We start from the raw sequence: 13,536 nt of genomic DNA, 5'->3' as shown, positions 1-13,536 counted from the left end.
GAGCCGATTTGATCCGAATTCTCATCTTCGTCCTGATCGTGCTTGCGCTTGGCGCTGGTTTCTCTTGGCTTGCGGACCGTCCGGGCGAACTCTCGCTGGTCTGGATGGGTCAGCGCATCGAAACCAGCCTGATGGTCGGCGCCACGCTTCTCGTTGCCCTGATCGCGGCTATTCTTCTCGTCGTCTGGCTCGTCCGCGTCATCTGGTTCTCGCCCCACTCGATCGCCCGCTATTTCCGCGTCCGCAAGCGCGACCGGGGCTATCAGGCACTGTCCACCGGGCTTATCGCCGCCGGTGCCGGCGATGCGATCCTTGCCCGCAAGATGACGGCGCGCACGCGCGGCCTGTTGTCGGCCGATCAGGAACCGCTGATCCATCTTCTCGAAGCGCAGACGGCGTTGATCGAAGGCAAGCATGACGATGCCCGGCGCAAGTTCGAGCGGATGGCCGAGGATCCGGAAACGCGCGAACTTGGTCTGCGCGGACTTTATCTCGAAGCCAAGCGTCTCGGTGCGAATGAAGCTGCCCGCCAATATGCCGAGCGCGCGGCAGACAAGGCGCCACACCTTGCCTGGGCAACCCTGGCAACGCTCGATGAGCGCAGTCAGGCCGGGCGTTGGGACGAGGCGGTGCATCTGCTCGACCAGAGCCGCACCAGCCACGTCATCGACCGCAAGGAAGCCGACCGCAAGAAGGCGGTGCTTCTCACCGCTCGTGCCCGCGAAAAGCTGGATGCCGACCCAAAGGCGGCGCGCGACGATGCGCTCGCGGCTCTCAAGCTCGACGCTACACTCGTGCCGGCCGGGCTGATCGCCGCCAAGGCGCTGTTTCGCGAGGACAATCTGCGGAAGGCCGCCTCGGTTCTCGAAAAGCTGTGGAAGCATGCGCCGCATCCTGACGTTGCCAAGGCCTATGTTCGGGCGCGGAGCGGTGACTCGGCCGTCGATCGTCTGAAGCGTGCGCGCAAGCTGGAAGCGTGGAAGCCGAACAATGCGATCTCGCTGATGGCGGTGGCCGAAAGCGCGCTGGAGGCCCGCGAACTGGCGCTGGCGCGGTCCATGGCGGAAGCTGCGGCGCGAATTGCGCCAACGGAAAGCGTCTTTCTGCTGCTCGCCGATATCGAGGAGGCCGATACGGGCGACGAGGGGCGTATCCGCCACTGGATGAACCAGGCGCTGAAGAGCCCGCGTGACGCCGCCTGGATCGCCGATGGTGTCGTGTCGCAGGAGTGGCTGCCGGTTTCGCCCGTCAGTGGACGCCTGGATGCTTTCGAGTGGAAGATGCCGGTCAACACGATCGACGGACCGCTTGAGGAAGGTGGCATCAGTCGCGGCGAAGCTGCCATTCGCAGTCTTCCGCCTCTCGCGGCACCGACCAGCGCTCAGAGGCCGGTCGAGGTGCAGGAGGAGGCGACGACATCGGCCGTCCCTGTGGAAACAGTCGAGCGCACGACGGCGTTCGCCGTTCCCGTACCCACCGAATCGGTCATTGTCCACGAGCCTGTCGAGCCCGCGCATCCTATCGTGGTGCGCGAAGCTGACGAAGCCAATGGCACGGATCCGGTCAGGAAGGAGGACGCCGCGATTGCAGCCAAGGCGTCGTCTCAGCCGGCGTCCGGCACGGCATCTGCTGCGAAGCCGGCAGAGGCTCCTGTCGAGCCATTCTTTGGTCGACCGCCGGATGATCCTGGCGTCCGCAAGGATAGAGTTGCAGAAAAGACGACATTCAAAATTTTCTGACGGTTCGGGGGCCCTGCGGGGCCCCTTTCCACGTTTGCGGCGAGAATAGGGCTAGACCGGGCTTTCAGCCTCGTCTTTTCTGCGGATACCAACGCCCCTCTTCCCGTGAGCGACGCGCCATCCATGTTTGACCGTATCCGCACTTTTATCGACAGTCTCACCGGTGCCGAGCACCCGAACCCGATCGAGGCCGGCGATCCACGCATCGCGATCGTCGCGCTCTGCATTCAGGTGATGGAGGCCGATGGCCACGCCGACGATATCGAGCGTCGCAAGGTGCGCTCCATGATCAAGGAACATTACACGCTCGACGATGCAGCGCTCGATGCGCTGATCGCCGCTGGCGAGGATGCCGAAAGCGAGGCGATCGACTTCTTCCGCTTTACGTCGGATATCAAGCGCCACTTCAGCGAGGAGCAGCGGATCGATCTCGTCGGTATGCTGTGGGAGATCGTTTATGTCGACGGCGAGCGCAGCGAGATGGAAGACCACGTTATCTGGCGGATCGCCGACCTGCTCGGCGTTTCCGGCCGCGACCGCATCATGAAACGGCAAGAGGCCGCTGCGAAATCGGATATCGTGGAAACGGCCGAGCACTAAGCGATCTTCTCGTTGCCGCCGGCTGGAACATGGCCGGCCTATCGCTTCGTCTCGGGTGCATCGAGCGTGTCTATCCGGCGGAGCTGCGAGAAGCCGAGCGACCAGAGCACGGCCACGACCAGCGTGCCGGCCCCTCCGATGACGACGGCCGGTACCGCGCCGAAGGCAGATGCCATCATGCCTGCCCGGAATTCGCCGAGTTCGTTCGATGCGCCGACGAACACCATGTTGACGGCGTTGACGCGGCCGCGCAGCTCATCCGGCGTCCACAGCGTGATCAGCGTTTCCCGGACATAGACCGAAATCATGTCGGAGGCGCCCATGATGACGAGCGCCACGATCGAGATCCACGGTGTCGCGGACAGGCCGAAGATGACCGTGCCGAGGCCGAAGAGCGCGACGCCGACGAACATCAGCACGCCGGCGCGATGGCGGATCGGATGGGCGGCGAGCCACATGGCCATGCCGACGGCGCCCACGCCCGGGGCTGCGCGCAGGAGGCCGAGACCCCACGGGCCGAGAGCAAGGATATCGCGGGCAAAGACCGGCATGAGCGCGATGGCGCCACCGAGGAGAACGGCGAAGAGATCGAGCGAGATCGCACCGAGCACCACTTTTTCCGCCCGGATGTAGCGAAAGCCCGCGGTAATGGCTTGCCAGCTCTGGGCGGTCTGGCTGCTCTTCTGCGCAGGCTTCGGGATCGCATAGACCATCACGACGCTGGCGGCGAAGAACAGCACGGCGACGCTGTAGGGAATGGCCGGGCCGAGGGCATAGATGAGGCCGCCGACCACGGGGCCGACGATCATCGCGGTCTGCCACGAGGTGGAATTCCAGGCGATCGCGTTGGCAAGGTCCCGCTCCGGCACGAGATTGGGTGCGAGCGACTGGGATGCGGGTGCGAGAAAGGCCCGCTCGATACCGAAGACGACGAGGATCGTATAGACGGGCCAGAGGGTGAAGGTGCCCGTAAGGGTCAGGGCAAGAAGCGCCGCCGCACAGAGTGTGCTGACGCCCATGCTGACGCCCATGATCATGCGCCTGTTGTAGCGGTCGGCGACCGAGCCGGTGACGAGGATCAGGACCAGCGACGGCAGGAACTGGAAGAGGCCGATCAGGCCGAGGTCGAACGGATCGCGCGTCAGGTCATAGATCTGCCAGCCGACGGAGACGCTGACGATCTGGATGGCGAAATAGGCGAGGAACCGGGCGAAGAAATAGCGGCGGTATCCGACATGCCGGAATGCGGCATAGCGGTCTCCTGTTTCGACGATGGACATGAACTGGTCTTTCCCGGCCTCTGGTGCATCGGCCCGTCCGCGGATGGGCGGAATGGCGGCGGTGCGCCGTCTTAAACATGTTGCAACACCGCGCGCGACGCAGGGTTGCCGCCTTCGCCGCCAGTGTCTACATGTCAGTCAACACCTGCACAATGCCGCGTTCCGGGAAACGGGTCGAGGACATACTGTGCAGCCATAAATGTTGGAACGACGGTTGCCCATCGCCGATGGTGCACGGCGGTCCAGGAACCGGAGGCCCGGCATGCTCGCCGTCATCGCAACACTGAACTTCATCATCAATATCGCCTGGTTTCTCATCATCGCCTCGGCGATCTTTTCCTGGCTCTACGCTTTCAACATCATCAATACGAACAATCAGGCGATCAGCATGATCGGCCGCTCGCTCTATCAGCTGACGGAGCCGCTTTACCGTCCGATCCGCCGTATCCTGCCGAACATGGGCGGCGTGGATCTGTCGCCGCTTGTGGTGCTGGTCATCCTGTTCTTCCTGCAACAATTGCTGAACACGACGATCGCTCCGGCCCTGCTTGCGCCGACCTACTGATCGGCGTCTCGTCCTGCCCCCAATGAAAGCCCTTCGCGCGAACCCGCACGAAGGGCTTTTTTCGTTCAGCCGAAGAGTGCAAGGCTCGCTTTCACCGTGACCCAGACGCCCCAGGCGAGGGGCAGGCCGACGCAGGCCCAGGCAAGGAGCGCCTTGGCGTCGAGCCCGCCCCGGCCGATGCCGAAGGAGCCGGACGGACCTGCATTGACGGCGGCGGTCTTTGCCTGAAGCGCTGCCACCTCCGCATCCTTCATGAACCACTTGTCGGCCAGCGGACGCACGAAGGCGTTGGCGACGAGGCCGAGCGCCAGCATGCCGGCGAGGATATACATGGTGGTGTTATAGACCTGATCGCGCGGCAGGCCGGCGGCGATCTGGGCTTCGCGGATGTAGTTGACCACGACAGGACCGATGATGCCCGCCGTTGCCCAGGCCGTCAGCAGCCGGCCGTGAATGGCGCCGACGAACTGCGTGCCGAAGATATCGGCGAGATAGGCGGGAATGGTGGCGAAGCCGCCGCCATACATCGACAGGATGATGCAGAGCATGCCGACGAAGAACAGCTTGCTCTGGATGCCAGCCGCCCAGGGAGCGAGTGCGTAGAGCGCGATGCCGATCAGGAAGAAACAATAGTAGGTGTTCTTGCGCCCGATCCTGTCGGACAGCGAAGCCCAGAAGAAGCGTCCGCCGATGTTGAAGAGCGAGAGGAGCCCGGTGAAGCCGGCGGCGATCGCCGCAACGCCCGCCAGTTGCTCCCTCGACATGTCGGTGAAGGCAACTCCGGGCGCTCCGATCAGGGATCCGGCGAAGATCTCCTGGAGCATGGGTGACGCCATGCCGATGACGCCGATGCCGGCGGAGACGTTGAGGCAGAGGACGGCCCAGATCAGCCAGAACTGCTTCGTCTTGTGGGCATCGCGCAGATGCACATGGCGCGTCGTGATCATTGTGCTTTTGGCGGCGGGCGGTGTCCATCCTTCCGGACGCCAGCCGGCGGGCGGAATGCGATAGCCGAAAGCGCCGGCCAGCATGAAGACGAGATAGCCGAGCGCCATCACGACGAAGGTCTGCCAGACGCCGACGGACGTATCGGAGCGGAAATGCGTCATGAGGATGTTGGCGAGCGGTGCGCCGATCATGGCGCCGCCGCCAAAGCCCATGATCGCCATGCCCGTTGCCATGCCGCGGCGGTCGGGAAACCATTTGATGAGCGTGGAAACCGGCGAGATATAGCCGAGCCCGAGCCCGATGCCGCCGATAACGCCCGCGCCGAGCCACATCAGCCAGAGCTGGTGCGTCGCAACCCCCAGGGCCGCGATCAGAATGCCGCCGGACCAGCAGAAGGCCGAGACGGTCGCGGCCTTGCGCGGGCCCACCTTCTCCAGCCAGCCGCCCCACATTGCCGCGGACGAGCCGAGCAGGACGAAGAACAGCGTGTAGATCCAGCCGAGATCGCTGACCCGCCAGTCGCAAGAGGTGGTGAAGAGGGCGGATCCGAGCGTCAGGTCGGCGCAGGCAGCCGGTGCGGTGATGCCGATTGCTTTCGACAAGGGCAGCCAGAACACACTGAAGCCATAGGCCATGCCGATGCAGAGATGAATGGCGAGTGCTGCCGGCGGCACGAGCCACCGATTGAAGCCGGGCTTGGCAATGATGCGCTCCCGGTCGAGCAGTCCCGCCGACGCGGGCATGCCGAGTGTTTCCGTCGTTGCCGACATGGTCGTCCTCCTCCTCTACGCCCCTCCTCGGGCGGTTGGTCTGCGTCTCGTATGCGCGCCTGAAACCTCGCAGCCTCCACACTGCAAGATCCCGAAGCGGGGGTGGTCTACGGGCTCTCGGGCATGTTCGGCTCCGACAGCGATTCGCCGGCCGCCGTACCCTTGCCGCCGGGAGCGCCGCGAGCGGCGTCTTCTCCGGTGCCAATGGCGTCTTCCCTGGAATACGGGCGCTTGATCAGGGGGGCAGCCGCCAGCACCAGCGGATCGAAGCCTGCATCGCCCTTCTCGACCAGTGCGAAGAATGCGCCACGCATGCGCGGCTCCCAGAACTTGTTGATATGGATGGCGATGCCGGCCGGTCCGTCCTCGTGCGGTTGCGAGCGGAAGAAGGTGGCGATCTGGTTTGCCATGCGCACGAGCTTAGCATCCGTGCCGTGCGGCGGGCCGTCTTCGGCAAGGTGGACGTCCTTTGCGGCGTCAGGCGACATGGCTTGTTCTCTCCTGCGGATGCGCGGCTTCGGGCGTGATGCGATCTGCATGCGTGAAGACTTCGAACTCCTCGCCGCGCACCAGCGCGACCAGCGTCATGCCCGCCTTCTCGGCGGTGCGGATGGCCAGCGCCGTCGGGGCCGAAATGGCGATGATGAAGGGACTGCCGAGAATGGCCGTCTTCTGGACCATCTCGACCGAAACACGGCTCGTCACCACGACAGCACCAGCGGCGCCCTTGTACCCTTGTCGGGCGGCGGCACCGGCCAGCTTGTCGAGCGCATTGTGCCGACCGACATCCTCGCGCACGGCAACCAGTCCCTTGCCCGGCGTGTAGAAACCGGCGCCGTGGACGGCGCGGGTCTCGGCATGCAGCGGCTGACGGCTGTTCAGCATGGCGACGGCCTGCGCGATCTCGCTCGGCGTGAGGCTGAGGCTGGAGGCGGCAACCGAGGGTGTCTCCCGCACGGCCTGCTCCAGCGATTCGATGCCGCAAAGGCCACAACCGACAGGCCCGGCCATATGCCGACGCCGGGTGACGAGGGCATCGTGGGGCTCATCGCGCAATGTGATCTGCAGGTCGTAACCTTCCGGCGTCTCCACAGCCTCGATACCTTCGATATCGGCGGGATCTGAAATAATGCCCTCCGTCAGGCTGAAGCCCGTGGCGAAATCCTCGAAATCGGCAGGCGTCGCCATCATCACCGCATGGGTGGAGCCGCCGTAGCTGAAGGCGACGGGGGTCTCCTCGGGAACAATGCGTGTGGCCGGACGGATGCGACCGTCGCGGCGTGAGAGCTGCGGCACGGTGCGGGCGAGGGGCGTGGCGGTAAAGCGGATCATGGGTATCATCTATGCGCGATCCCCGCGGTGTCCACTCCTTTGGCCACTGCTCTGGCAACCCCTCTGGCTTCTCCACCTGTCGTCTTGCCGCGCTTGACCGTCATTCAGCAGCCTCCAGCTTGGCAGCGATGCGGCGCGACTGGCGGGCCTGATCCTCATATTCGGTCTGCCATTCCGACGGACCGTTCGAGGGCGAGATCTGCACCGCCGTGACCTTGTATTCCGGGCAATTGGTCGCCCAGTCTGAAAAGTCGGTCGTGATGACGTTCGCCTGTGTCGTCGGGTGGTGGAAGGTCGTGTAGACGACACCGGTCGCGACGCGGTCGGTGATCAGCGCGCGCAGGGTCGTGTCGCCCGAACGGCTGGCAAGCCGCACCCAGTCGCCATCGCGAATGCCGCGCAGTTCGGCATCATGCGGGTGGATTTCGAGCCGGTCCTCCTCATGCCAGACGACATTTTCGGTGCGCCGCGTCTGCGCGCCGACATTGTACTGGCTGAGAATGCGGCCGGTGGTCAAAAGCAACGGGAAGCGCGGGCCGGTCTTCTCGTCGGTCGCGACATATTCGGTGCGGATGAACTTGCCCTTGCCGCGCACGAAGCCATCGACATGCATGATCGGCGAACCCTCGGGGGCCTTCTCATTGCAGGGCCACTGCACGGAGCCCTTCTCCTCCAGATAGGCATAGGAGACCTTGGCGAAGCTCGGCGTTGTCGCAGCGATCTCGTCCATGACCTGCGACGGGTGCGTGTAGGTCCACGGGAGACCCATGGCGCGGGCGAGGTTCTGCGTCACCTCCCAGTCGGCAAAGCCGTTGCGCGGGGTCATCACCTTGCGGACGCGGTTGATGCGCCGCTCCGCATTGGTGAAGGTGCCGTCCTTCTCAAGGAAGGTGGAGCCCGGCAGGAAGACATGGGCGTAGTTGGCCGTTTCGTTGAGGAACAGGTCCTGCACGACGACACATTCCATGGCCCCGAGGCCGGCCGCAACATGCTTGGTATCCGGGTCGGACTGGAGGATATCCTCGCCCTGGATGTAGAGCCCCTTGAAGGAGCCATCGACGGCGGCATCCAGCATATTGGGAATGCGCAGACCCGGCTCGTCCGACAGAGTGACGCCCCAGAGCTTTTCGAAGATATCACGCGTGGCGTCGTCCGACACGTGGCGATAGCCGGGAAGCTCGTGCGGGAAGGAGCCCATGTCGCAGGAGCCCTGCACATTGTTCTGTCCGCGAAGCGGGTTCACGCCGACGCCGGGGCGGCCGATATTGCCGGTGGCCATGGCCAGATTGGCGATCGCCATGACGGTGGTGGAGCCCTGGCTGTGCTCGGTGACACCGAGACCGTAATAGATCGAGCCGTTGCCGCCGGTTGCAAACAGGCGCGCGGCGCCACGAAGGGCTTCCGGGGGTACGCCCGTCAGCGCCTCCGTCGCTTCGGGGCTGTGGCGCTCGTCCGAGACGAAGCCGGCCCAGTCCTCGAACTCCGACCAGTCGCAGCGGGTACGGATGAAGGCTTCATCGAAGAGGCCTTCGGTGACGATGACATGGGCCAGCGCCGTGACGACGGCGACATTGGTGCCGGGCCTCAGCGGCAGGTGGTAGGCGGCCTCCACATGAGGCGAGCGGACCAGATCGATGCGGCGGGGGTCGATGACGATCAGCTTGGCGCCCTGCCGCAGCCGTTTTTTCAGGCGCGACCCAAAGACGGGATGGCCGTCGGTCGGGTTCGCGCCGATGACGATGACGACGTCGGACTTTTCGACCGAATCGAAATTCTGCGTGCCGGCCGACGTGCCGAAGGCCTGACCGAGGCCGTAGCCTGTCGGAGAATGACAGACGCGGGCACAGGTATCGACGTTGTTGTTGCCGAAGCCGGCGCGGATGAGCTTCTGGACGAGGTAGGTTTCCTCGTTGGTGCAGCGCGAGGACGTGATGCCGCCGATCGATTCGCGACCGTACTGGTACTGGATGCGGCGGAACTCGGCAGCCGTATGGGCGAGCGCCTCGTCCCAGCTGACCTCCCGCCATGGGTCGGTGACCTTCTCGCGGATCATCGGGTTGAGGATGCGCTCCTTATGCGTGGAGTAGCCATAGGCAAAGCGGCCCTTGACGCAGGAGTGGCCGCGATTGGCCTGCCCGTCCTTCCAGGGCACCATGCGCACCAGTTCCTCACCACGCATTTCCGCCTTGAACGAGCAGCCGACGCCGCAATAGGCGCAGGTGGTGACGACGGAATGTTCGGGCTGACCAATTGATATGACCGACTTTTCGGTGAGCGTCGCGGTGGGACACGCCTGCACGCAGGCGCCGCAGGAAACGCATTCCGAGGAGAGGAAATCCTCGTGCTGGCCGGGCGAAACGCGGCTGTCGAAGCCACGGCCCTCGATTGTCAGCGCGAACGTGCCCTGCACCTCCTCGCAGGCCCGCACGCAGCGCGAGCAGACGATGCATTTGGAAGGGTCGTAGGTAAAATAGGGGTTGCTCTCGTCCTTCGGCATCCAGCGGGCGTTTGTGCCCTCGCTATCGCGGGCCTTTACATGGTTGTCACCCTTATAGCCGTAGCGCACGTCGCGCAGGCCGACCGCACCTGCCATATCCTGTAGTTCGCAATCGCCATTGGCTGCGCAGGTCAGACAGTCGAGCGGATGATCGGAGATATAGAGTTCCATCACACCCTTGCGGATGTCTTTCAGCCGAGCCGTCTGGGTATGGACGACGATGCCCGGCGCCACGGGTGTGGTGCAGGATGCAGGTGTGCCGTTTCGCCCGTCGATCTCGATCAGACAGAGCCGGCAGGAGCCGAACGCGTCGACCATGTCGGTCGCACAGAGTTTTGGAACCTGAATGCCTGCCTCCATGGAGGCGCGCATGATGGATGTCCCCTCGGGTACGGTAATCTCGCGACCGTCGATGGTGAGCGTGACGAGCTTTTCCGCATGAGAGGCGGGGGTGCCGAAATCGGTTTCAGGAACGAGAAGCATGGGGGTCTCCTGAACGATGAGGGTGTGATTTGGTGTTGCCGGTGAGGTGCCCCTCATCCGGCTGCCGCCACCTTCTCCCCGTTTCGACGGGGAGAAGGGACCTGGAGCGAGGTGCTGCCGTGTTCAAAAACGGTGAGCAGGCCACGTCCCCTCTCCCCGCATGCGGGGAGAGGGTTAGGGTGAGGGGCAGCCGCGATACCGCAACCTTGATGCCGACCGCGTCCGTCATTCTGCAGCCTCCACAACCGGTGCCGCGACGAAATCGCTGGGGAAATGCGTGACGGCGCTCATGACGGGATAGGGCGTGAAACCGCCGAGCGCGCAGAGGGAGCCGAACTTCATGGTGTTGCAAAGGTCGGTCAGGAGCGCGAGGTTCTTCTCCGGCTCGATGCCGCGACCGATGCGGTCGACGACCTCGACGCCGCGGGTGGAGCCGATGCGGCAGGGCGTGCACTTGCCGCAGCTTTCCACCGCGCAGAACTCCATGGCAAAGCGCGCCTGCTTCAGCATGTCGGCGGTGTCGTCGAAGACGGTGATGCCGGCATGGCCGATAAGGCCGCCGGCCGCAGCGAAGGCTTCGTAGTCGAACGGCGTATCGAACAGCGCGCGCGGGAAATAGGCGCCGAGCGGACCGCCGACCTGCACGGCCTTGACGGGGCGCCCGGTTGCGGTTCCGCCGGCCACGGTATCGATGATCTCTCCGAGCGTGAGACCGAAGCCAACTTCGTAAAGGCCGGTGTACCGGGCGTTGCCCGCGATCTGAATGGGGATCGTGCCGCGCGAGCGGCCCATGCCGAAGTCGCGGTAATGTTCGGGTCCCCTGTCGAGGATGACGGGGACTGAGGCGAGCGAGATGACGTTGTTGATGACGGTCGGTTGCCCGAAGAAGCCTTTATGCGCCGGCAAAGGCGGCTTGGCCCGCACCACGCCGCGCTTGCCTTCGAGCGAATTCAGAAGCGCGGTTTCCTCGCCGCAGACATAGGCGCCGGCGCCGGTGCGGATCTCGATATCGAAGCTGCCGGCCTGCCCGAGAACCGAGCCGCCAAGAACCCCGGCTCGCCGGGCGATGTCGACGGCCGTCGTCATCGTTGCGATGGCATGGGGATATTCCGAGCGGATGTAGACGAAGCCTTTGGTGGCTCCGGTTGCAAGACCCGCGATCGTCATGCCCTCGATGACGACGAAGGGGTCACCCTCCATGATCATCCGGTCGGCAAAGGTGCCGCTGTCGCCTTCGTCGGCGTTGCAGACGATGTATTTCCGCTCATCCGGACAGTCGAGGACGGTCTTCCATTTGATGCCGGTCGGGAAGCCCGCGCCACCGCGGCCGCGCAGGCCGGAGAGCGTGACAGCTTCGACAATCGCGCCAGGTGTCATGCCGACCGCTTTGGTAAGGCCGGCAAGCCCGCCATGGGCGCGGTAGTCGTCGAGCGACAGCGGATCCACGATGCCGCAGCGTGCGAAGGTGAGACGGGTCTGGTTCCGGAGGAACGGTATTTCTTCGGTTGGTCCGAGGAAGAGAGGGTGATTGGCGGCTTCGGATGCTTCGGTGAGCAGACCCGCGTCGAGCAGAGGGGCGATGTCGGCGGGTGTCACGGGGCCGTAGGCGACGCGGCCCATCGCGGTTTCCACTTCCACCAGCGGCTCCAGCCAATGCAGGCCGCGCGATCCGGTCCGGACGATGGTGATATCGAAACCGCGGGCCGCGGCTTCCTGCGCGAGGCGGGCTGCGACACGGTCCGCACCGACGGCAAGGGCTGCGGCGTCTCTGGGAATGAAAACGCGGGTCATGCGCCCACCTCCGCCAGAAGCGTGTCGAGCCCGTGTGCATCCAGCCGCCCGTGCACCGCGCCGTCCAGCATGGCGGCGGGTGCGGTGGAACAGAGACCGAGACAGAAGACGGGTTCCAGCGTGATCGCGCCGTCCGCCGTCGTCTGGTGGAAATCGATGCCGAGGCGGCTTTTTGCCCGGTCGCCCAGACGGTCACCGCCCATGGCCTGGCACGCTTCGGCGCGACAGAGTTTGAGCACATGCCGGCCGGCCGGATGATTGCGGTAATCATGGTAGAAGGTGACGACGCCGTGAACTTCGGCGCGCGACAGGTTGAGCCCCGTTGCGATCATCGGAACGGCCTCGTTCGGAATATGACCGAATGCATCCTGAACCGCATGCAGGATCGGCAAAAGCGGGCCTTCAAGATGTTTCAGATCGGAAACGATCTCGGCGACGCTCGTTGCAAGGTCGCTGCTGACAAGGTGTCGATCCACCGGGTTCCTCCAAACCTGTCCGCGACGCACCGGCGGTTGCACCGGTCTCCTCCAAGCGGGGTGAATGAACCCGGCGTCGGATGCAAAAGGTCTCAGAGATGAACGTCGCGAGCAATATGGAAGAACCGTGGAGCGATAGAAGATTTCTATCAAAGTCCCTGTTGTTCTGCGAGCTTGCGGGCCTCATGCAGGAGGGCGGAGACCAGCGGCGTATAGGGTTCACGATGCGTTGCGACCAGTCCGACGAGGTGGCCCGCATCCGGCTCCTCGATCGGTATTACGTGGATGTCATCGTGAAAGCCGAAGGATTTCGCGACGTTGTACGGCATGATGCTGGCCCATTGGCCCGTGCGGATGTGGGAGAACAGCACGATCATCGAGTTGGATTCGAGCGTCGGGCGGGCCTGTACACCCGCCTCGCTGAAGTGCTGATTGATGATGCGGCGGTTCTGCATATCGTTCGTCAATAGACAAAGCCGAATGGTGCTGGCCTCGGCCCAGGTCACGGATGACCGCTCGGATAGGGGCGTTCCCGTGGCTGTGACGAGATGGTAGCGCTCCATCAGCAGAGGCACGCTGGTCACGCGTCCGACCGGTTCGTTGTCGAGATAGGTGAGGCCGGCGTCGATCTCGAGATTTTCGAGAAGCCCCAGCATTTTCGATGATGTGGTCGACAGGACGGAGAAGGTCACGTCTGGATGTTTCTGCTGGAAGGGGGCCGTGAGCCGCGGAACCATCGCCAGCGTGGTGGGCACGGCCGCGAGGCGGATGTGGCCGACGAGACCCTTCTTCGCCGCCCGCATCTCCTGCCGCATCGTGCGGGCATCGCCGACGATGCGGCGCGCCCATTCCAGTACGCGCTGACCTTCCGGCGTCAACCCCTGAAACCGGGCGCCGCGATTGACGAGCATGACGCCGAGCGTGTCTTCGAGCTGACGAATGGCGGCGGACAACGTTGGCTGGGTGATGCCGCATTGCTCCGCGGCGCGGCCGAAATGCCGCTCCTGTGCAAGAGCTATGAAGAATTCGAGCTTGTCGATCATACAGGCCGGATC

11 protein-coding genes are annotated in these 13,536 nt (G+C 64.3%); 3 read left to right on the top strand and 8 right to left on the bottom strand.

Annotated features, from left to right (window positions below):
* Positions 1-8: 8 nt before the first annotated feature.
* Both BSG19_RS18465 and BSG19_RS18460 read left to right on the top strand, forming a co-directional pair.
* Complete coding sequence (locus BSG19_RS18465; RefSeq protein ID WP_092989508.1) at positions 9-1,739, top strand: heme biosynthesis protein HemY; 1,731 nt, start codon at positions 9-11, stop codon at positions 1,737-1,739.
* Positions 1,740-1,862: 123 nt separating this feature from the next.
* A complete protein-coding gene (locus BSG19_RS18460; protein ID WP_092989507.1) occupies positions 1,863-2,339 on the top strand; it encodes a tellurite resistance TerB family protein in 477 nt (158 codons plus the stop codon).
* Between the two features lie 38 nt (positions 2,340-2,377).
* On the opposite strand, the gene BSG19_RS18455 is transcribed toward BSG19_RS18460, so the two are convergent.
* The gene (locus BSG19_RS18455; protein WP_092989506.1) at positions 2,378-3,619 is read right to left on the bottom strand and encodes an MFS transporter; all 1,242 of its coding nucleotides are present in this window, start codon (positions 3,617-3,619) and stop codon (positions 2,378-2,380) included.
* A gap of 262 nt (positions 3,620-3,881) precedes the next feature.
* Between BSG19_RS18455 and BSG19_RS18450 the strand changes: the two genes are divergently transcribed.
* The gene (locus tag BSG19_RS18450) at positions 3,882-4,184 is read left to right on the top strand and encodes a YggT family protein (protein WP_092989505.1); all 303 of its coding nucleotides are present in this window, start codon (positions 3,882-3,884) and stop codon (positions 4,182-4,184) included.
* 65 nt (positions 4,185-4,249) lie between these two features.
* On the opposite strand, the gene BSG19_RS18445 is transcribed toward BSG19_RS18450, so the two are convergent.
* From BSG19_RS18445 to BSG19_RS18410, 7 genes are all read right to left on the bottom strand, one after another.
* On the bottom strand, positions 4,250-5,902 hold the full coding sequence (locus BSG19_RS18445; protein WP_092989504.1) for an OFA family MFS transporter: 1,653 nt from the start codon (positions 5,900-5,902) through the stop codon (positions 4,250-4,252).
* A 107-nt stretch (positions 5,903-6,009) separates the two neighbouring features.
* Positions 6,010-6,390, bottom strand: a complete 381-nt coding sequence (locus BSG19_RS18440; protein ID WP_092989503.1) for a formate dehydrogenase subunit delta — start codon at positions 6,388-6,390, stop codon at positions 6,010-6,012.
* Positions 6,380-7,234 (bottom strand): formate dehydrogenase accessory sulfurtransferase FdhD, encoded by an 855-nt coding sequence (gene fdhD, locus BSG19_RS18435; protein ID WP_092989502.1) that lies wholly within the window; start codon positions 7,232-7,234, stop codon positions 6,380-6,382. Before fdhD ends, BSG19_RS18440 begins: the two co-directional genes overlap by 11 nt.
* Positions 7,235-7,334: 100 nt before the next feature.
* Complete coding sequence (fdhF, locus tag BSG19_RS18430; protein WP_092989501.1) at positions 7,335-10,214, bottom strand: formate dehydrogenase subunit alpha; 2,880 nt, start codon at positions 10,212-10,214, stop codon at positions 7,335-7,337.
* Between the two features lie 225 nt (positions 10,215-10,439).
* Complete coding sequence (locus BSG19_RS18420) at positions 10,440-12,005, bottom strand: formate dehydrogenase beta subunit (RefSeq protein ID WP_092989499.1); 1,566 nt, start codon at positions 12,003-12,005, stop codon at positions 10,440-10,442.
* A complete protein-coding gene (locus BSG19_RS18415; RefSeq protein WP_092989498.1) occupies positions 12,002-12,481 on the bottom strand; it encodes a formate dehydrogenase subunit gamma in 480 nt (159 codons plus the stop codon). The genes BSG19_RS18420 and BSG19_RS18415 overlap by 4 nt, the downstream gene beginning before the upstream one ends.
* 149 nt (positions 12,482-12,630) lie before the next feature.
* Positions 12,631-13,524, bottom strand: a complete 894-nt coding sequence (locus BSG19_RS18410) for a LysR family transcriptional regulator (protein ID WP_092989497.1) — start codon at positions 13,522-13,524, stop codon at positions 12,631-12,633.
* Positions 13,525-13,536: the final 12 nt, after the last annotated feature.

This window comes from Rhizobium sp. NFR03, from assembly GCF_900111275.1.
Lineage (GTDB): Bacteria > Pseudomonadota > Alphaproteobacteria > Rhizobiales > Rhizobiaceae > Ferranicluibacter.
The sequence above is the reverse complement of the archived record's forward strand: the minus strand, read 5'-3'. Positions and strand labels throughout refer to the sequence as shown.

Bases quoted from the DNA above. Each gene is read 5' to 3' on its own strand.
- BSG19_RS18460 (WP_092989507.1), top strand. From the start codon at position 1,863: ATGTTTGACCGTATCCGCACTTTTATCGACAGTCTCACCGGTGCCGAG.
- BSG19_RS18455 (WP_092989506.1), bottom strand. From the start codon at position 3,619: ATGTCCATCGTCGAAACAGGAGACCGCTATGCCGCATTCCGGCATGTC.
- BSG19_RS18450 (WP_092989505.1), top strand. From the start codon at position 3,882: ATGCTCGCCGTCATCGCAACACTGAACTTCATCATCAATATCGCCTGG.
- BSG19_RS18445 (WP_092989504.1), bottom strand. From the start codon at position 5,902: ATGTCGGCAACGACGGAAACACTCGGCATGCCCGCGTCGGCGGGACTG.
- BSG19_RS18440 (WP_092989503.1), bottom strand. From the start codon at position 6,390: ATGTCGCCTGACGCCGCAAAGGACGTCCACCTTGCCGAAGACGGCCCG.
- fdhD (WP_092989502.1), bottom strand. From the start codon at position 7,234: ATGATCCGCTTTACCGCCACGCCCCTCGCCCGCACCGTGCCGCAGCTC.
- fdhF (WP_092989501.1), bottom strand. From the start codon at position 10,214: ATGCTTCTCGTTCCTGAAACCGATTTCGGCACCCCCGCCTCTCATGCG.
- BSG19_RS18420 (WP_092989499.1), bottom strand. From the start codon at position 12,005: ATGACCCGCGTTTTCATTCCCAGAGACGCCGCAGCCCTTGCCGTCGGT.
- BSG19_RS18410 (WP_092989497.1), bottom strand. From the start codon at position 13,524: ATGATCGACAAGCTCGAATTCTTCATAGCTCTTGCACAGGAGCGGCAT.